Source organism: Streptosporangium nanhuense, from assembly GCF_059358815.1.
The window spans coordinates 140,235-158,942 of the sequence record NZ_JCADBG010000021.1 but is presented as its reverse complement, the minus strand read 5'-3'; the positions used below and the strand labels follow the sequence as shown (position 1 = coordinate 158,942).

Annotated in this window: 15 protein-coding genes; 4 read left to right on the top strand and 11 right to left on the bottom strand. The window is 70.9% G+C overall.

The genetic code is table 11. From position 1 onward, the window contains the following. Positions 1 to 234 precede the first annotated feature (234 nt). A complete protein-coding gene (locus tag AC5L38_RS33405) occupies positions 235 to 1,002 on the top strand; it encodes a ParA family protein (protein WP_495246789.1) in 768 nt (255 codons plus the stop codon). A 57-nt stretch (positions 1,003 to 1,059) separates the two neighbouring features. Beyond that, complete coding sequence (locus AC5L38_RS33400; protein WP_495246788.1) at positions 1,060 to 2,034, top strand: ParB/RepB/Spo0J family partition protein; 975 nt, start codon at positions 1,060 to 1,062, stop codon at positions 2,032 to 2,034. Positions 2,035 to 2,813: 779 nt separating this feature from the next. Here the strand turns inward: AC5L38_RS33400 and AC5L38_RS33395 are convergent. The 3 genes from AC5L38_RS33395 to AC5L38_RS33385 all read right to left on the bottom strand — a co-directional run bounded on the left by AC5L38_RS33395 (position 2,814) and on the right by AC5L38_RS33385 (position 6,723). Further along, a complete protein-coding gene (locus AC5L38_RS33395) occupies positions 2,814 to 3,872 on the bottom strand; it encodes a threonine aldolase family protein (RefSeq protein WP_495246787.1) in 1,059 nt (352 codons plus the stop codon). A gap of 342 nt (positions 3,873 to 4,214) precedes the next feature. Beyond that, positions 4,215 to 5,168: a D-alanine--D-alanine ligase family protein gene (locus AC5L38_RS33390; protein ID WP_495246786.1), complete on the bottom strand. Its 954-nt coding sequence runs from the start codon at positions 5,166 to 5,168 to the stop codon at positions 4,215 to 4,217. A gap of 187 nt (positions 5,169 to 5,355) precedes the next feature. Next, entirely contained in the window at positions 5,356 to 6,723 is a 1,368-nt protein-coding gene (locus AC5L38_RS33385) for an aminotransferase-like domain-containing protein (RefSeq protein ID WP_495246785.1), read from the bottom strand. Between the two features lie 163 nt (positions 6,724 to 6,886). Between AC5L38_RS33385 and AC5L38_RS33380 the strand changes: the two genes are divergently transcribed. Next, positions 6,887 to 7,507, top strand: a complete 621-nt coding sequence (locus AC5L38_RS33380; RefSeq protein ID WP_326646217.1) for a GNAT family N-acetyltransferase — start codon at positions 6,887 to 6,889, stop codon at positions 7,505 to 7,507. A gap of 181 nt (positions 7,508 to 7,688) precedes the next feature. Here the strand turns inward: AC5L38_RS33380 and trxA are convergent, their stop codons facing one another. From trxA to AC5L38_RS33340, 8 genes are all read right to left on the bottom strand, one after another. After that, positions 7,689 to 8,012 carry a thioredoxin gene (gene trxA / locus AC5L38_RS33375; protein ID WP_495246784.1) on the bottom strand — a complete coding sequence of 108 codons (324 nt, stop codon included), beginning with the start codon at positions 8,010 to 8,012 and terminating at the stop codon, positions 7,689 to 7,691. A gap of 128 nt (positions 8,013 to 8,140) precedes the next feature. Next, entirely contained in the window at positions 8,141 to 9,076 is a 936-nt protein-coding gene (gene trxB, locus AC5L38_RS33370; RefSeq protein ID WP_495246811.1) for a thioredoxin-disulfide reductase, read from the bottom strand. 282 nt (positions 9,077 to 9,358) lie between these two features. Beyond that, the gene (locus tag AC5L38_RS33365) at positions 9,359 to 10,264 is read right to left on the bottom strand and encodes an RsmA family anti-sigma factor (RefSeq protein WP_495246783.1); all 906 of its coding nucleotides are present in this window, start codon (positions 10,262 to 10,264) and stop codon (positions 9,359 to 9,361) included. Further along, complete coding sequence (sigM, locus tag AC5L38_RS33360) at positions 10,254 to 10,844, bottom strand: RNA polymerase sigma factor SigM (RefSeq protein ID WP_495246782.1); 591 nt, start codon at positions 10,842 to 10,844, stop codon at positions 10,254 to 10,256. Before sigM ends, AC5L38_RS33365 begins: the two co-directional genes overlap by 11 nt. Positions 10,845 to 11,015: 171 nt before the next feature. Beyond that, on the bottom strand, positions 11,016 to 12,539 hold the full coding sequence (locus AC5L38_RS33355) for a protein kinase family protein (RefSeq protein WP_495246781.1): 1,524 nt from the start codon (positions 12,537 to 12,539) through the stop codon (positions 11,016 to 11,018). Between the two features lie 195 nt (positions 12,540 to 12,734). Next, positions 12,735 to 14,339, bottom strand: a complete 1,605-nt coding sequence (gene murJ, locus AC5L38_RS33350) for a murein biosynthesis integral membrane protein MurJ (RefSeq protein WP_495246780.1) — start codon at positions 14,337 to 14,339, stop codon at positions 12,735 to 12,737. Positions 14,340 to 14,376: 37 nt separating this feature from the next. Further along, on the bottom strand, positions 14,377 to 16,509 hold the full coding sequence (locus AC5L38_RS33345; RefSeq protein ID WP_495246779.1) for a DUF6049 family protein: 2,133 nt from the start codon (positions 16,507 to 16,509) through the stop codon (positions 14,377 to 14,379). Positions 16,510 to 16,555: 46 nt separating this feature from the next. Further along, positions 16,556 to 17,077: an aminoacyl-tRNA deacylase gene (locus AC5L38_RS33340; protein ID WP_495246778.1), complete on the bottom strand. Its 522-nt coding sequence runs from the start codon at positions 17,075 to 17,077 to the stop codon at positions 16,556 to 16,558. Positions 17,078 to 17,236: 159 nt separating this feature from the next. Here AC5L38_RS33340 and AC5L38_RS33335 point away from each other — a divergent pair, with 159 nt between their 5' ends. Beyond that, positions 17,237 to 18,703, top strand: coding sequence for a CCA tRNA nucleotidyltransferase (locus tag AC5L38_RS33335; RefSeq protein ID WP_495246810.1), 1,467 nt, complete (start codon positions 17,237 to 17,239; stop codon positions 18,701 to 18,703). Positions 18,704 to 18,708: the final 5 nt, after the last annotated feature.

Below are 18,708 nucleotides of genomic sequence, written 5' to 3'. Positions count from 1 at the left end.
GGCCCGAGGTTCCCGCCGCTCTGCCCCATGGACGCCTTTCCGGTCTGGGCTGGCCGGCATCGGCACCCGGTGCCGTAGTCAGGCCGGTTGAAAGGAAGACGACCGTGACCCAGACCCCCCTTAATCCCGGCGACTCGCCGCTGGTACGAGAGGCACTCAGCTCAGTGGTTTCACGTGAAACATCGGCCCAGAAGACCGCCGCCGCTCCCGGAGGCTCCACCGGGGTCCGGGACGGTGACTGGCCCCGCCCCGCCAAGACCCGGATCTTCACCGTCCACCACGTCGGTCAACCTGGCGGCGGCGCTGTCCATGCACGGCCAGCGGGTGCTCGTGGTCGACCTCGACCCGCAGGGCAACGCCTCGACGGCCCTCGCCGTCGAGCACCGCGGCGACGTGCCGGACATGTACAAGGTACTCGTGGAGGACCTGCCGCTCGCGGAGGTCGTGAAGGAGGTCCCGGACATGCCGGGCCTCTACTGCGCTCCCGCCACGATCGATCTGGCCGGTGCCGAGATCGAACTGGTCTCCATGGTCGCCCGCGAGGCCCGCCTGCAGCGCGCGCTGACCGCGTACGACGCCGTCGAGTTCGACTACATCCTCATCGACTGCCCTCCCTCGCTCGGCCTGCTGACGGTCAACGCGCTGATGGCCGCGAACGAGCTGCTGATCCCCATCCAGTGCGAGTACTACGCGCTGGAGGGTCTCGGCCAGCTGCTGAGGAACGTGGATCTGGTCCGGGCCCACCTGAACCCCACGCTCGACCTCTCCACCATCCTCATGACGATGTACGACGGGCGCACCCGCCTCGCCTCCCAGGTGGCGGACGAGGTCCGCTCCCACTTCGGCGCGACGGTGCTGAGCACTCTGATCCCCCGGAGCGTGCGCGTCTCCGAGGCGCCGAGTTACGGTCAGTCGGTCATGACGTACGACCCGGGCTCCAGCGGCGCGATGGCCTACATGGACGCCGCCCGCGAGATCGCCTATCGCGGCGCGGCCGTATGAGCACCGGGAACCCCGTGGCGGCGGCCACGGGCGACACCTTGAGTCTCGGGAGGGGCAGTGAGTAAGCAGCCGAGAGGGCTGGGCCGGGGGCTGGGGGCGCTCATCCCCACGGGTCCGGCCGTCGTCACGGAGACGCCCGTGTCGATGACCGTGACCATGGTCGCCCCCGAGCCGGTGGTGCCGGAGCAGCCCGGCCCCGCGCCGGTCGCGGGCGCCTACTTCCTTGAGATCCCCGTCAAGGACATCGCGCCCAACCCGCGCCAGCCCCGGGACATCTTCGACGACGAGGCCCTGAAGGAGCTCGCCACCTCGATCGGCGAGGTGGGCCTGCTCCAGCCGATCGTGGTGCGCGCCACGGGTGACGGGCGCTACGAGCTGATCATGGGCGAGCGCCGCCTGCGCGCTTCCAAGCTCGCCGGGCTCTCCGAGATCCCCGCGATCGTGCGGGAGACCCAGGAGGACAAGCTCCTGCTCGACGCGCTCATCGAGAACCTCCAGCGCGAGCAGCTCAACGCCCTGGAGGAGGCGGCGGCCTACCAGCAGCTGCTCAGCGACTTCGGCGCGACCCACGAGCAGCTCGCCACCCGGATCGGCCGTTCCCGCTCGCACGTGACCAACACGGTGCGTCTGCTGAAGCTGCCGCCGTCGGTGCAGCGCAAGGTCGCCGCCGGAACGATCAGCGCGGGCCACGCCCGGGCCCTGCTCCGCCTGGACGACCCCGCCGCCCAGGAGCATCTGGCCGGCCGGATCGCGGCCGAGCTGCTGTCGGTCCGCGCGGTCGAGGAGATCGTCGCGGTGGGCGACGCCAAGGCCGCCCCGGCTCCGGCTCCGCGCGCCCCCCGGGCGAAGCCCGACGAGGAGCCGGCCCTCCGGCACCTGGCCGACCGTCTCTCCGACCGCTTCGAGACCCGGGTGAAGGTCGACTTCGGCCGCCGCAAGGGACGCATCGTGGTGGAGTTCGCGACCATCGACGATCTGGAGCGCATCATCGGCACGATGGCTCCCGGGTCGCTTCAGGCGATGGAAGGATGATCCGCACCGGCTCCGGAGGCTCGGGCAGGCGAGCCCGTGGCGCTCTCGCCGGGCCGGTGAATCTCCCCCGGGGCCCCTTCCGGGGTGGCTGCCTTCCGGGATGACCCCCGGCGGCCGACCTTCCCGGACGGTTCCCCGACGCTGAACGGCCTCCCTGTTTCACGTGAAACAGGGAGGCCGTTCGCGTTCTCCCGGCCGCGCTTCCCGGGCTTCCCTGCCGCGCCTCTTCGGCAGCCCCGCTCTCTCGCGCCGTCAAGCCGTCCCTGCCGAGACTCCGCCTCCCCCGGCCCGGTCGGCCTTTCCCGTTTCGGGCTCTCGCCCTCCCGCCCCTTCGCGCCCGCTGTCCCGCCCGTTCATGGGTCTTCCCTCGGGCTCCGCCATCCGTTCGCCGCCCTGTGATCGCCGTACAGCGTCGCGGTGAACGGTGGGCTCCCCCTGCCGTCTGGAGGGTCTCGCGTGTACGTATGCGCGATTTCAGGGCCGTACGTTCTGCTTTGGTGCGACCGTCGTGAAAGGAGGGCGCGCCCGGACGGGGAGCCTTCCTCTCGCTGTCGCCGTTGCGGAAGCGCGGCCGTTTCACGTGAAACATGAACCGGTGGGACGCGAGGGCCGGAACTTGGTGAGGTGCGGGTGCCCTCCGGCAGGAGCCGGGCGGTGGGAGGGATCGGCTCGCGGAGGGAGAGCGGCGAAGAAGAGGGGCGGGAGACGGCGATCGGTGTTTCACGTGAAACAGGCCGGCGTCCCTGAAGGCGCACTGTTTCACGTGAAACGGATGCCGCTCAGGAGTCGGCGGTCTCCTGGACGACGAGACGGATGTCGGAGAGGAAGGCGTCGACGTGCTCGGGGGTGGTGTCGAAGGCGGTCACCCAGCGGACCACGTTCTCGGCCGCGTCCCAGATGTGGAAGAGGTAGCGCTGCTGCAGTTCCGCGACGGCCTTCTCGGGGAGGGCGGGGAAGACGGCGTTGGACTGCACGGGGTAGCGCAGGGAGACGCCCGGGAGATCGGCGATGCCGTCGGCCAGGCGATGGGCCATGGCGTTGGCGTGGGCGGCGTTCTCGCGCCAGAGGTCATCGGTGAGCAGCGCGGTCAGCTGGGCGGAGACGAAGCGCATCTTGGAGGCGAGCTGCATCCCCTGCTTGCGCAGGAACAGTGCCGGGGAGTCCAGCTCCGGGCGGAGGATCACGAGCGCCTCGGCGCCCATGGCGCCGTTCTTGGTGCCCCCGAAGCTGAGCAGGTCCACGCCCGCGTCCGTGGTGAGGGAGCGGAGCGAGCAGCCGAGCTCGGCCGCCGCGTTGGCCAGCCGGGCGCCGTCCATGTGGAGGAAGAGGCCGTGCGCGTGCGCGAAATCCGCGAGCTCGGCGATCTCGTCGGCGGTGTAGCAGGTGCCGCACTCGGTCACCTGGGAGATGGAGATGACCCTGGGCTGGGAGTGGTGCTCGTCCCCCAGCGCGGACAGCTGGCTGCGGACGTCGTCCACGGAGATCTTGCCGTCCTCCGTGGGAAGGGGGATCAGCTTGGCGCCCAGCACGCGCTCCGCGGCACCGCACTCGCTGGTGTGGATGTGGGCGGTGGCCGGACAGAGCACCGCGTCGTACGCCCGTAGCACGAGTCCGAGGCCCACCACGTTGGCGCCGGTGCCGTTGAACATCGGGTAGGCGGTGGCGCGTGAGCCGAACTCGGCACGGAAGGCGTCCTGCGCCGCGGTGGTCCAGGCGTCCCCGCCGTAGGCGGGGGCGTCGCCGGTGTTCGCTTCGAGGATGGCGGTGAGAACCGCAGGGTGCACGCCCGCGTGATTGTCGCTGGCGAAGCTCTTGGGAAATGGGGTCGAGGTCAGCACACGGCCAGCGTAGGGGGAGGCCCGGCCCACCCACCGACCAGGCTCGGCTCACCCACTGACCAGGCTCGGCTCACCGGCCAGGCTCGTCTCGCTTACAGGGGCCGGCTTACCGGCCAGGCTCGGCTCGCTTACAGGGGCCGGTTCACCGGCCAGGCTCGCTTACCGGGTCCGGCCCGCTCACCGGCGGCCGGGGCGCCGTCGTGCCCGCCGGCCCGCCGGGCCCGCTACCGGTCCCTGCCTACAGGTCCGGCTGTGCCACCGGGGCGGATCGCCCGGTGGCCCGGTGGCAGGCCTGCCACCGGGCGCGAGGCGTGGTTCACGCGGGGGAGCCGGGCGAAGGTGTCAGGCGCCGCGGGCGGCGGCCTGCTCCAGGAGAACGCGGCAGAGGGTGCCGAGGTCGTCCCCCGCGGCCTCCGCGGCCATGGGGAGGAGGGACGTCTCCGTCATCCCGGGGGCGACGTTCACCTCGAGGAAGTGGGGCAGGCCGTCCGCGTCGACGATCAGGTCGGTGCGGGAGACGTCCCGCAGACCGAGGGCGGTGTGCGCGGTCACGGCCATCGCGGCGCAGGCCGCCGACGCCTCGGGCGACAGGCGCGCCGGGGCGAAGAACTCGGTGTGCCCGGCGGTGTAGCGGGCCGCGTAGTCGTACACGCCCTCGTTGGCGACGATCTCCACGGGAGGCAGGGCCACCGGCCCGCTCCCGAGGTCGACCACGGAGACGGCGACCTCGACCCCCTCGACGCAGCGCTCGATCAGCGCGGTGTCGCCGTAGGCGAAGCAGCCGACCATGGCGGCGGGGAACTCCTCGGCGCTGCGGACGATCGACGCGCCGAGCGCCGAGCCGCCCCGGGACGGCTTGACGAACAGGGGAAGGCCGAGGCGCTCCACGATGCGGGCCAGCACCGCGGCGGCGCCGAGGTCGTGGAAGGTCTCCTTGGGCAGCGTCACCGACTCGGGGGTGCGCAGCCCGAAGGAGCGGACGACGGTCTTGGCGGTGGGCTTGTCGTAGGCGACCCGGCAGGCGTCGGGGTCGGCGCCGACGTACGGGACGGAGAGGAGTTCCAGGACCGAGCGGATGGCGCCGTCCTCGCCCGCCCCGCCGTGCAGGGTGACGAAGACCGCGTCCGGCGGATCCGCGAGCACGGCGGGAACCAGTGACGCGTCGGTGTCGCGGGTCTCCACGGAGATGCCCACGCCTCGCAGCACCTCGCTCACCCGCCGGCCCGAACGCAGCGAGACCTCCCGCTCGTAGGAGAGCCCGCCCGCCAGGACGAGCACATGGCCCAGGTCACTCATCCGACATACCTCTCGTCAAGGCTCGCTCCGGAGCCTGTCCTGTCGCTCTGGTCACACGCGGTCCGGCTGTCCCGGCGAACCGGATCGATCACCGCGCACCGGCGCAGGAAGTCACCGTACTGGTACCGGCGGGGAGGAGCTCATGCCGGAGGCGCCCCGTGACGCGGGGCGCCCCCGGACAGCGGGGTTACGCGAGGTCGGGGCCCGGAGTGTCGATCCCGGCGCGCTCGGAGGGCGAGCCGGTCCCGAAGGTGTCGCGGACGCGGAGCTCCTGCCCGATCACCCCGGCCAGGCGGCGGACGCCCTCGCGGATGCGGTCGGGCTCGGGGTAGCAGTAGGAGAGCCGCATGTGCCGCGCGCCGCTCCCGTCGGCGAAGAAACCGGTGCCCGGCACGAAGGCCACCCGCTCCGCGACCGCGCGCGGCAGGAGCGCCTTGGAGTCGAGCCCCTCGGGGAGGGTGGCCCAGACGAAGAACCCGCCGTCGGGGCGGGTCCAGGTGACGCCGTCGGGCATCAGGGCCTCCAGCGAGGCGAGCATGGTGTCGCGGCGCTCGCGGTAGAGCTCCCCGAACGTCTTGATCTGCTCGCGCCAGGGCTGGGTGGCGAGATACTGGCCGACGGCCAGCTGCGTGAAGGAGGAGTGCGAGAGCACCGCGGACTCCATCGCCAGCACCAGCTTCTCGCGGATGGCGTGCGGGGCGAGGGCCCAGCCGACCCGGAAGCCCGGGGCCAGGGTCTTGGAGAACGAGCCGAGATAGACGACGCCGTCGGCGTTGTCGGCGCGCAGCGTCCGCATGAGGTCGCCGTCGAAGCGCAGCATGCCGTACGGGTTGTCCTCGACGATCAGCACGTCGGCCCGCTGGCAGATCTCCAGGACCTGCTGCCTGCGCGCGACGCTGAGCGTCACTCCGGCGGGGTTCTGGAAGGTGGGGATCGTGTAGAGGAACTTGATCCGGTTGCCCGCGCTCTTGAGGGCGTAGATGGTCTGGGCCAGCGACTCGGGGATGATCCCCTCGCTGTCCATCGCGATGTGGATGACCTTGGCCTGGTAGGCGGAGAACGTGCCCAGGGCCCCGACGTAGGAGGGCCCCTCGGCGAGCACGACGTCACCGGGGTCGATGAAGATGCGGGTGATCAGGTCGAGGGCCTGCTGGGAGCCGACGGTCACGACGACGTCGTCGGGGTTGGCCTCGATGCCCTCCATCCGCATGACGTCGCAGATCTGCTCGCGCAGGTGCGGGTCGCCCTGCCCCGAGCCGTACTGGAGCGCGACCGGGCCGCGCTTGGCGATCAGGTCGGCGACCAGCTCCCCCACCACGTCCAGGGGCAGCGCGGTGACGTACGGCATGCCGCCGGCGAGCGAGACCACCTCGGGCCTCGACGCGACGGAGAAGAGAGCTCGGACCTCGGAGGCGACCATCCCGGTTGCCCGTGCCGCGTACCGGTCGACATAGGCGTCGATGCGCGAGCCCTGGGACGGGGCGATGGCCTGACCGTGATCGTTGTTCTGGGGCACGGTCCACCTCCTAGATTGTGTGGAGCATAAAACGCTCATGCTAGAGAAACCAGGTTACGTCAGGGGCTGTGGCCGCCTGCGTGTGGGAACGGGACCTCCTGAAACCAGGACCCCCACTGGGCTACGATGCCAGCTGGAGACGCCGTTTTCGCGCGTTTTTCGCCATGGCTTGCACTCGTCTCGCCAGGATTGGGGCCAACAGGTGTCGCGTCGGCTGGCAAACGTCACCCTCGACAATCTCGACGACCTGCCGCGCCGCTGCCGCCGGTGCGTCTTCTGGGAGCTCGATCCCGTCAACGCGGACCGCGCCGTGAAGGCCGGGGACCCGGGGCTGGAGAAGGAGGCCTGGATCTCCTCCACCCTGCTGGAGTGGGGAAGCTGCGGCAAGATCGTCTATGTGGACGGGGTGGCGGCCGGCTTCGTGCTCTACGCGCCGCCGCACTACGTGCCCCGCTCGGTGGCCTTCCCGACCTCCCCGGTCAGCGCCGACGCGGTGCTGCTGATGACCGCGCACATCATCCCGGAGTTCTCCGGGGGCGGTCTGGGCCGGATGCTGGTCCAGGGCGTGGCCAAGGACCTGACCCGGCGCGGCGTACGGGCGATCGAGGCGTTCGGCGACCTGAAGTGGGAGCAGCCGGGCGCCTGCCTGATGCCCGCCGACTACCTGCTCTCCGTGGGGTTCAAGACGGTCCGCCCGCACCTGCGCTTCCCCCGTCTCCGCCTGGAGCTCAAGAACGCCGTCTCGTGGCGTGAGGACGTCGAGGTGGCACTGGAGAGGCTGCTCGGGTCGATGAGTCCGGAGAGAGCGCTGCGACCCGTCTGAGGCCCTCTGGAGCCCCCGTACGGCACGCTCCAGGACCGAACGAGACCCGTGGGCCCCGGCGGCCCCGGGAATGTCGAAAGCCCCCCGCGGTGAGACGGGGGGCTTTCGGTGTGGGTGGGTGTGCCGCTCGGAAGCGGGTGATACGGGCGGGCGCCGTGGGGGGCGGCCGGCCGCAGGGGGCCTAGATGATGCCCTCGAGCTCGCGAAGCAGCATGGCCTTCGGCTTGGCGCCGATGATCTGCTTCACAACCTCTCCGTTCTTATAGACGTTCAGGGTGGGAATCTGGAGTACGCCGTAGTTTGTCGCCGTTGCCGGATTCTCGTCGACGTTCAGCTTGACGACGGTGATGCTCTTGGCGTTCTCGTCGGCGATCTCCTCCAGGATGGGCGCGACCTGGCGGCACGGGCCGCACCACTCGGCCCAGAAGTCGACGATCACGGGCTTGTCGCTCTTGAGGACGTCCGCCTCGAAGCTGGCGTCGGTCACGTGCTTGATGGTGCCCAAGGTTCCTGCTCTCCCTCTTGCCCTCTCGTCGGAGGGCTGTTCCTGATGGCGTTGCCGATGGGTGACCGGTGCGCGCGAGGTGGCGCCCCCGCGAGGCCCGCCTCGCGGGGGCGCGTCACGCGCCGTCGTCACGCGCCGTGGTGCTCGGCCAGCCAGCGCTCGGAGTCGAGCGAGGCGGCGCAACCGGTGCCGGCGGCGGTGATCGCCTGCCGGTAGGTGTGGTCGACGACGTCGCCCGCGGCGAAGACGCCGTCCAGGTTCGTGCGCGTGGAGGGCGCGTCGACCTTGATGTAGCCCTCGTCGTCCAGATCGATCTGGCCCTTGACCAGCTCGGTGCGCGGGTCGTGCCCGATCGCGATGAACAGGCCGGTGGCCGCCAGCTCCGCCTCGGCGCCGGTCTTGAGGTTGCGCACCCGCACCCCGCTCACCTTGGTCTCGCCCAGAACGTCGACGACCTCGCTGTCCCACAGGAAGTGGATCTTCTCGTTCGCGAACGCCCGGTCCTGCATGATCTTGCTCGCGCGCAGCTCGTCACGGCGGTGCACCACCGTCACCGAGGCGGCGAACCGGGTCAGGAAGATCGCCTCCTCCATCGCGGTGTCACCGCCGCCGACGACCACGATGTCCTGGCCGCGGAAGAAGAACCCGTCACAGGTGGCGCACCACGAGACCCCGTGGCCCGACAGGCGCTTCTCGTTGGGCACGCCCAGCTCGCGGTAGCCCGAGCCCATCGACAGGATGACGGACGTGGCGTAGTAGGTGTCGGTGGCGGTCTTGACGACCTTCGGGGTGGCGGCCAGGTCGACCTCGACCACGTCGTCGGCGACCAGCTCGGCACCGAACCGCTCGGCCTGCTTGCGCATCCCGTCCATCAGGTCCGGGCCCATGATGCCGCCGGGAAAGCCGGGGAAGTTCTCCACCTCGGTGGTGTTCATCAGGGCGCCACCGGCGGTGACCGACCCCTCGAAGACCAGCGGATTCAGCTCGGCACGCGCGGAGTACACGGCCGCCGTGTAACCTGCGGGACCCGACCCGATGATGATCACATTCCGGACGTCCATCAGTGCTCGCGCCTCTCCCTTTGTCGATGCCACCGGCGTCAACAGATCCTAGGCGCCGGTGATTCCCTCCCGGCGCGGTGACGGATCCCCGGTGGAACCGGAAAGCCCGGCACGGACGAATCCATGCCGGGCACCCACGGCGGGGATGAGGCTTTTTGCAGCGGATTACCCGCCACGGATCACCCCGGGACACCTTCACCGGTCATCCCGGGTTGTTCCGCCGAGGCCGCCCCGGGGGCCCGTCTGGGCCACCCCGGGGCGCTCCCGGTCACTTCCGGCGTGCGGTCACTTCCAGCGCGCGAGGCCTGGCTTGCGCACGTCGTCACACTGCGGGCCCACCACGTGGACGCGCACCGTGTTCCTGGCCTGGTTCTGCCAGAACAGCAGGATGTTGGCCTCCTGCCCGTTGTAGAACCCCTGGTCCACGGCGAAGGGCGAGAGGCCGACCTGCGCCGAGACCTGCCGGACGCACTTGTCGATCCCCGACTTCTCGGTCGTGCTGGCGATGGTCCCGGGCCCGATGTAGTCGAGCAGCGAGCCGCGCAGCTCGGCGTCGGTGTAGTTGTAGTTGCTGTCGGTCAGTGTGTACTGGATCGTGTCCACCGGCACGGGCTGAGCGATCACCGGCACGCGGTCGGGACCGGACGCCGTCAGCGTCCCGGTCGCCAGCGCCGTCGCGCCGATCACCGCCGCCGCCACGCCCGCCGCCGCGGCGGGCATCGCCCACCGCCGCCGCCGGTTCGCGCCGCGGCGCCTGGCCGGGACCACGGTGCCGTCGTCGCCGACGACCCCCAGCCGCACCGGCTCGAACTCCGGCTCCCGCTCCGGGAGCGGAGCCCTCTGCGGGGTCGTCTCCCATGGTGCCGGTTCTGCGGGAGAGGACGTCTCCCACGGCGCGTCGCGCATTATGTCGTCCCAGGCCGGTGCTTCCACCAGGCCCACTCCACCTCCACGGAAGCTGTCTGCCTCAGCGGCCAGCGCGCGGTCGATCCTCAGCGCGACTCCCATCGGCATCGCCGGTGTAGGAGTCGCCGCCAGCACCTCGCGAACTGCCGCGAGGTCGGCGAGGCTCTCACCACAGGGATCGCAGATCGCGAGATGCTCGCGTACCCGCATGGCCGTGGCGGCGTCGAGGAGCCCCTCGGCCAGTTCGGCCAAGATCTCCAGGTCGTAGTGCGTATCACCCGTCACGAAGTTCTGCTCCCTTCGCGGATGAGACGCGAGACAGGTCTGATCGGTTCCGTAAATGGGAAAGAATCGGGGCGAGTTTCGCCCTTCCGCGCGCGCACCGGCTCTTCACCGTGCCGCTCGGCACCTCCAGGACCTGGGCCGCGTCCTCGACCGAGTAGCCCATCATGTCAACCAGGACCAGCGCGGCGCGCTGGTCGGAGGGCAGCAGCTTCAGGGCCGCCGAGACCTCCATGGACACCTCGCGCTCGGCCGTCTGGTCGAGCACCGGGGTCTCGCGCTCCGCGGCCTCGACGAGCTCGTCGTCGGCCACCGGGCGCACCGATTTCCTGCGCATGCGGTCGAGGCAGGCGTTGACCACGATGCGGTGCAGCCACGTGGTCACCGCGGCCTCGCCGCGGAAGCTCCCGGCCTTGCGGTAGGCCGAGACGAAGGCGTCCTGAACGGCGTCGGCCGCCTCGTCGGGATCGCCCAGCGTGCGCAGGGCGACCGCCCACATGCGGTCTCGATGTCGCTTGACTATTTCACTGAAGGCGTGCGGATCCCCGGCGATGTGCCGGGTGAGCAGGTCGGCGTCGGACACGGGGGCCTTCGCCGTCTGCTCGTCCGCCGCTGGCGGGGTCTCGGGTGGGGAATTCACAAGGAGAGTCCTGCTATACCGATCCGGGGAGAACACCTCTACGGGATAGATGGTGCCACGGATTCTCCGATGATCTGCAAGAAGCCATGTAAAACAGATCAAATCGGAGCGGTGTCACTTGGTCGTGAGGACCTTCATGTCCAGCACCTGGCCGCGGTACTTCCCCTGGTAGGTGGGCATCTTGGTGAACCAGACGAGCACGTAGCGACCCTTCTTCGGGGTCTCCGCGGTGAACGTCTTCTTGCCGGAGACTCCGTTGATCTTCTGCAGGACCGACAGGTCGTCCAGCTGGGGGGAGTCGCCGACCCGGAGTTCCACGGTGCCGCCGGAGGTGCTGCCGAAGTTGGCCGTCACCTGCTTGACCGGGACGCTCTCGCCCATGTCCAGCAGGAGGCCCACCCCGGCCTTGAGCCGGCCGAAGTCGGCCGAGTCGTACGACTCGGAGTGCCAGTCGGTGGACTCCCTGCCGTCGGTCGCGTTGATGGCCAGCTCGCCGCGCTCCTCGTTGTCGCCCAGCGGGTCGAAGCCGGTGACCGAGGAGGGCTTCACCTCCCGGGTGCCAGCGGCCGCGGTCGGCGTGGGCGTGGTGCTCTCCTCGCCGGGGGCCGGGGTGCCGGCGTTGCCGATGCTGCGGCCGAGGGTCCAGGCGCCCAGGCCGACGGCCACCATCACCAGCAGCACGACGACGGTCATGGCGACCTTGTTGACCATGCCGCCCGACTGGCGGGGCATCGGGCGGTGCTGGCTCTGGTGGTGGTGCTGGGGAGGCGGCGTGTGGCGCTGGGGCGCCGCCGTGTCGATGCCCTCGGAGCGGGAGGCCGCCACCGGCAGCGTCGTCATGGGCATCGGCGTCGGCATCGGCAGGGGACTGGGCCGCGACACCGAGGCGAGGGCCTCGGCGACCTCGGCGGGCGTGGTGAGCGGTTCGAGCCCGCGCCTGGTCTCCGGCAGCAGCGCCCGGCAGACGATGGCGTCCAGGTAGCCGGGAACGCCCGCGGTGACCTGGCGTGGCGTGCAGAAGTGCCCGTCACCCATGGGCGCGACGGGCAGGCCGCCGCCGTCGCGCTCGTCGCCCGGCCAGTGGCCGGTCAGCCCGGCGTACAGCAGGCGGCCGAGACCCTCGGCGTCCTCGCGGGCGGGGTCGTCGCTCGTCACGTCGTCCAGGACGGCGTCGACTCCCAGGCCGAGCAGCTTGACCGTGCCGCCCGCCGTCCACACCAGGTGGTCGGGGGTGAGGCAGAGGTGGGCGAGGCTCGCCTCGTGCGCGTGGGCCAGCGCCTCCGCGGCCTCGGCGACCATCGCGGCGGCGCGCTCGGGGTCGAGCGGGCCGCCGGCGATCATGTCGCCGAAGGACTCGCCGCTCACCCACTCGCTGACGACGTAGGAGTGGCCGTCGTCCTCGGTCGCGTCGAAGACCTGGGTGAGACGGGGGTCGGTCAGCCGGCTGGCCACCCTGGCCGCCGTGACGACCTCGTTCAGGCGGGGGAAGTCGGGATCGAAGGTGTGGACGGCGACGGGCCTGGCGAGCACCTCGTCGATGGCCTTCCACAACGTGGCCCCGCCCGACTCGTGGACGCGGTCCTCAAGCCTGAAACGCTCGGCCAGCTTGGTGCCGGGCTCGACGGCGGGGGAACTCACGAGGACCCCGTACCTGAGAACACGACAGCACCATGCCCGGTCAGCCCATCACGACACATCACATGATGCTGGGTGGATCCGCCCACGCCCTCCTGCTTCCATTAGCCGCATGTCACCACACGCGTCGCACCATGGTAGTCCCGCGCCGGTTCCGCCCGTGTTCCTCTTGTCAGACGTTTGAGACAAGTCTTTGGGTTACCGGCCTACCCGTCCTGCCACCATTCCAACGATCGAACTCACCTCGGGGATGCGCATCCGGTGGGCGATCGCCAAGTAAAGAACCATACCGAGTCCGCCGCCCGCCGCCAGCATGATGGCCGCGCTCAGCGCGTCCAACCCGGTGAGCTCCTGTGTGAGCCACAGGACGCCAAGCGCGAGCGCCGCGGCCGGGAGGGCCGCCAGGTACATCCGGGACAGCCCGGCGGCCACCCTGCGCCCCGCCAGGCCCCCCACGCGGCGCGCCGCCATGATCCAGGCGACCGCGGCGCCGACCACGTAGGCGACGGTGAACGCGAATGCCAGGCCCATCACGATGTACCGGGGAGGCAGTGTGTGGTAGGCCACGAGGCCGAGAGTGGCGTTCACCGCCACGTTGCCGAGGGCGAGGAACACCGGGGTGCGCGTGTCGCCGAAGGAGTAGAAGACCCGCAGCAGCAGCTGGAAGATCGAGAACGGCACCAGCGCCAGCCCGAAGACCTGCAGCACGTTGCCGATGTAGACCGCCGAGTCGACGGTCATGTTGCCCCACGAGAAGATCAGCACGGTCACAGCGGGGCCCAGCACCATCAGCAGCAGCCCGGCGGGCACCAGCAGCACCGACACCAGCCTCACCCCCGACGCGAACTCCTCGCGGACCGTGTCGAGCTGCCCGTCGGCCACCCCCCGGCTCATCCTGGGCAGCATCGCGGTGATCACCGAGACCGCGATGATCCCGTACGGGAGCTGGAAGAACTGGTAGGCGTAGGAGTAAGCGGCGATTCCCGCCCCCGGCGCCCGCTCTCCGGCGCCGGTCGCCAGGTTGGTGGTGACCAGGAAGCCGAGCTGGCTGATGCCGACGTAGGCGAGGGTCCAGGACGCCATCCGGCCCATCTCGCCGAGACCGGCGTTGCGCATGTCGAACCGGGGCCGGAAGCGGAAGCCGGCGCGGTGCAGCGCGACGACCAGCACCACGCACTGCGCCACGATGCCGGCGGTGGTGCCGAGCCCGAGCAGCGCCAGGTCGGCGTCCGTGACCGTGGTGACGTCCACCCCCGCCCTGCCCAGCTTCACGTAGTAGACGACCGCGACGCCGATCATCACGACGTTGTTCAACACGGGCGCCCACATGGGCGCGGCGAACCTGTCGCGGGTGTTGAGGATCGCGCCCGCGATCGCGCCTATCCCGAAGAAAGCGATCATGGGCAGGATGAACTGGGCGAGCCTGACCGCCACCTCGGCCTGCCGGGCGTCCCAGCCGGTGCTGTAGAGGCCGATCAGCGGCCCGGCCAGCGCCACCGCGACCAGCGCCATCAGCGTCAGCGCGACGATCCCGAGGGTCATCAGGCGCTGCTCGTAAGCCCGGCCGCCATCGGGGTCGGACTTCTGCCGCTTGATGATCATCGGGACCACGACGCTGCTCAGGATCCCGCCGATGAGCAGGTCGAACAGGATGAGCGGGATCGTGTAGGCCACGTTGTAGGCCTCGCCCAGCGCGAAGGTGCCGATGGCCGCCGCGAGCACCGCCGTCCGGACGAAGCCGGTGACGCGGGAGACCATCGTCCCCGCGGCCATGATCGCGCTCGCGCGCAGGACCCTGCTCATGCGCTTTCCTTCGCTAGGTGCTCGGAGCGCGGGGCGCTCACGACTCGGTGCCCGCGGGCTCGCGCTCGCGCTTCGGCGGCGGGGCGGCGGCGGGACGGCGGCCTCCCCGGCGGCGCAGGACGCGCAGGACGACGGCCGCCAGCATCACCACGAGCGCCGCCCCCACGATCACCAGCGCGACCCCGGTGTAGCCGGTGGTCCGCACGGTCAGCTCGATCGGCCTGCCGTACTTGCGGTTGTCCTCCGTGGTGAGCTGGACCGTCACGGTCGACTGGCCGCTCTCCGTGGAGGTCATCGGGATGCGGATGGTCTGGTTCTGGCCGCCGAAGATCTCCAGCTTGTCGTCGTACGGCTCGATCTTGAGCAGGTCGGGCTGGTCGGAGGTCACCCTGAGCCGGACCGCGACCTTGCTGTCCTCGCCGCTCAGCCCGTTGCGCACGCTGATCGGCACGTCGCCGTTGCTGCCGGCCAGGGTGCGCAGCCGCGACTGCTCGCTGCCGGTGATGTTGACCATGGCGATCCGGCCGTCGACCGCCTCGGCGACCTGCTGGACGTACGGAGCGGCGGCGCCGGTCCTGCCCCGCCACGCCGAGGAGGTCAGGCGCAGCAGCGCCAGGTCGAAGACGTCGAGGTCCTGGGCGATGGTGATCGCGGCGGTGAGGTCGGCGCGGGCGCCGACCTTCTTGACGCCCGTGAGGTACTGCTTGGACAGCTCCGGCTTCCTGTCCTGGTCGGTGTAGGTCAGGCCGGCCCGCGGGACCTGGGCGCCCTTGGCGCGCTTGATCGCGTCGAGCGTGACGGGTGCCAGCCAGGGCAGGTCGGCGGCCGTCTCGATCAGGTCGGTCACGTACTCGGGGTCGGGGTCCCAGCGGCGGTGCGGGACGGCGATCACGGTCCTGGCCGAGGTGCCGGGCTCCGAACCGATCATCGCCGTCTCCGCGATGAACCGCTGGCGGTTCACCAGCGCCGCGCCGGGGGCGGAGGTGTCGGCGCCGACCGTCTCGCTCAGCGCCGCGTCGGCGACCAGGGCGGTGAGCGGGCCGTTCACGCTCTCCAGGGTCGCCGAGGCGTCGGGGGTGGTGACCGGAGGGGTCGCCGGCGGCAGGTTCAGCACGTTCAGCAGCACGGTGTCGACGCCGCCGGTGGCCAGCAGGTCCAGGCCGTCGTAGTCGATCAGGCCGCCCACCGGCCAGTTCACGTTGGTGATCACGTCGCGGCCGAGGGTCTCCCTGGCGACGATCGCGGCCGCGGCGATCCCGGTCCGGGTGGCGTCGTCGACGCCGTTGTGGGCGAGGGCCGCCACGTCGGGGTCGCCGTACGGGGTGGCCACCACCGGGTGGTCGGCGACGGCCTCGCGGAAGTCGTTCAGCCACTGGGCGGTCTCGGGGGTCGCGGGGCGCTGCTGGGCGCGGTCCTTGGACCTGACCGCGTGCGGCTCGCCCATGGCCCGCGCGTCGTCGAGCAGGGCGGGGTCGACGATCCAGGTGAGGCCCTTGGCGGAGGACGTGTCCTGGGCGATCTTGAGCAGGTCGCCCAGGCGCTTGCCGGGGGCCATGGCCGCGGGCAGGCCCTCGTCGACGAACGTGGAGTCGGCGGCGCGGCGGGGCTGGTCGACGATGGGCAGCACCGTGGCGAGCCGGGTGCGGGCCACCTTGGTCTCCCTGGGCATGTAGGCCACCGTGGTGCGCAGGCTGCCGGCCTGCTGCCCGAGGGAGTCGAGCACCTCGACCATGACCGGGTAGACGCCGAAGCCCGAGAACCTCAGGTCCTCCGGCTTGAAGGAGAACTCCCACGGCAGCTTGCCCGCGGGCGCGATCGGAGTCTGGACGAAGCTCTGGGAGCGCCACGAGCTCGGGAGGGTCTGCCCCGCCAGGTACGCCTCCATGTCGGCGCGCCTGGCGAACGGCTGCGACGAGTAGAGCATCTGGATGCGCAGCCCGCTCAGGGGCTCGGTGCCGGAGTTGACGAGGGAGCCGGAAAGTTTGATCTCGGTGTTCGGGTCACGCGGGGCGTCGGGGCCGATCGCCTCCAGCACGACCTGGAGGCCCGCCCGGCTCGCCGAGACCGGGGCCGAGGTCGTCCGGGCGTTCGCCGTACCCGGAGCGACCACGGCCGCGGGAACGAGCAGCGTGGTGGCGAGGAGGGCGAGGATCGCGGCCTTGTTGATCACGTGCCGGCCAGGGGTCGAGTACGGCGCACGCCGGTAATGCTATGGCCTAACCGGCGAGGGGAAAGGTCGCCGGTTCTCTGCGGGAGCCGTTCCGGGTCAGGTCGACGACCCTTCCCGACACCAGTGTGAGCAGATGGTCGGCACGTATCAGGAGTGCCGTACGACGCTCTCCGGTGGGCACGTAAACGGGTGTGGCGGTGCGGGTGAGCCGCTCGTCCACCAGCACGGTGAGCGTGGCGGGCAGCAGCAGCGGGCAGACCAGGCCCGAGGCGTAGTCGGTCGCGGAGTTGACGGTGAAGGCCGAGGCCTGCCGGACCCGCCGGGCCTTCAGGATGCCGCCGATCACGCCCGGGCGCGGCGGGGAGCCGACGGAGGTGAGGACCGCCACGGGCTCGCGGCCGATTCGCGTCGTGACCTCCAGGACCGTGACTCCCAGGCAGATCTCGGGACTCGCCGACAGCACCTCGGGGAGTTCGTCCGAGCATGTCATCGCGCGCGGAAGGCGTACGATCTCATGATGGACCTGGTGTGCGAGGAGCCAGCGGTGGATCGCGAGCGCATCCTTCATGTGTGTGCTCCTTGCCTCGACGCACAGTCCCCGAGGTTCCCTGACCGACCGTAACCTTGTGATCGCTTCAGGTGTATCCCCGCAGGGGAACATGTTCCGTAACCGAAGGACCTACCCGGCTTGTCCCTTTCAAATCTGACCCAGAGCCAGCGCCACGGCATGAGCGAGCTGTTCCGGAAGATCGCACCCGTGGCGGACGAGCTCGGCGAGCTCTTCGCCGCCAGGGGTTACCAGATCGCCCTCGTCGGCGGCTCCGTACGCGACGTCTTCCTGGGCAGGATCGGCAACGATCTCGACCTGACCACGGACGCGAGGCCCGAGACGGTCCTGGAGCTCGTCCGCGACTGGGCCGACTCCGTCTGGACGATCGGCATCGACTTCGGCACCGTCGGCGTCCGCAAGGGCGGATGGCTCCTGGAGATCACCACCTACCGCAGCGAGTCGTACGACCCCAAGTCGCGCAAGCCCGACGTGGCCTACGGCGACACGCTGGAGGGCGACCTGGCCCGGCGCGACTTCGCGGTCAACGCGATGGCGCTGCGCCTGCCCTCCCGCGAGTTCGTCGACCCGCACGGCGGCCTCGACGACCTGCACGCCAGGGTGCTGCGAACCCCGGGGCCCCCCGAGCGCTCCTTCGGCGACGACCCCCTGCGGATGCTCCGCGCCGCCAGGTTCGCCAGCCAGCTCGGCTTCGCCGTCGACCCGGCGGCGCTCGCCGCGATGGGCGCGATGGCCGACAGGATCGACATCGTCTCCGCCGAGCGCATCCGCGACGAGCTGGACAAGCTCATCGGCGGCGACCACCCCCGCGAGGGCCTGCGGCTCCTCGTCGAGTCCGGGCTCGCCGACCACGTGCTGCCCGAGGTGCCCAAGCTCCGTCTGGAGATCGATGAGCACCACCGGCACAAGGACGTCTACGAGCACTCGCTGATCGTGCTGGAGCAGGCGATCGACCTGGAGGAGAGCGGCCCCGACCGGATCCTGCGCTGGGCGGCCCTCCTGCACGACGTGGGCAAGCCGAAGACCCGCCGTCACGAGCCAGGCGGCCGGGTCTCCTTCCACCACCACGAGGTGGTCGGCGCCCAGCTCGCCAAGAAGCGCATGGCGGAGCTGAAGTTCCCCAAGGACGTGGTGGCCGACGTCTCCCGCCTGGTGGAGCTGCACCTGCGCTTCCACGGGTACGGCACGGGCGAGTGGACCGACTCGGCCGTGCGCCGCTACGTCCGCGACGCCGGGCACCTGCTGGAGCGCCTGCACAAGCTGACCCGCGCCGACTGCACCACCCGCAACCGGCGCAAGGCCCAGGCCCTGTCGCAGACCTACGACCAGCTGGAGGAGCGCATCGCCCGGCTGGCCGAGGAGGAGGAGCTCGGCAAGATCCGTCCCGAGCTCGACGGCAACGAGATCCAGGAGCTCCTCGGCGTCCCGCCGGGCCCGGTCGTGGGCCGCGCCTACCGGTTCCTGCTGGAGATGCGCCTCGACCGGGGCGTCCTCGGCAAGGAGGCCGCCGCGGAGGCCCTCCGCGAGTGGGCGCGGGCGGACGGGGTGGACGGCCGGGCGGGCGACGCCAACGGCGAGGTCAGCGGCGAGGTCAGCGGCGAGGTGGACCCTGAGCGGGCCTCCTGACCCCG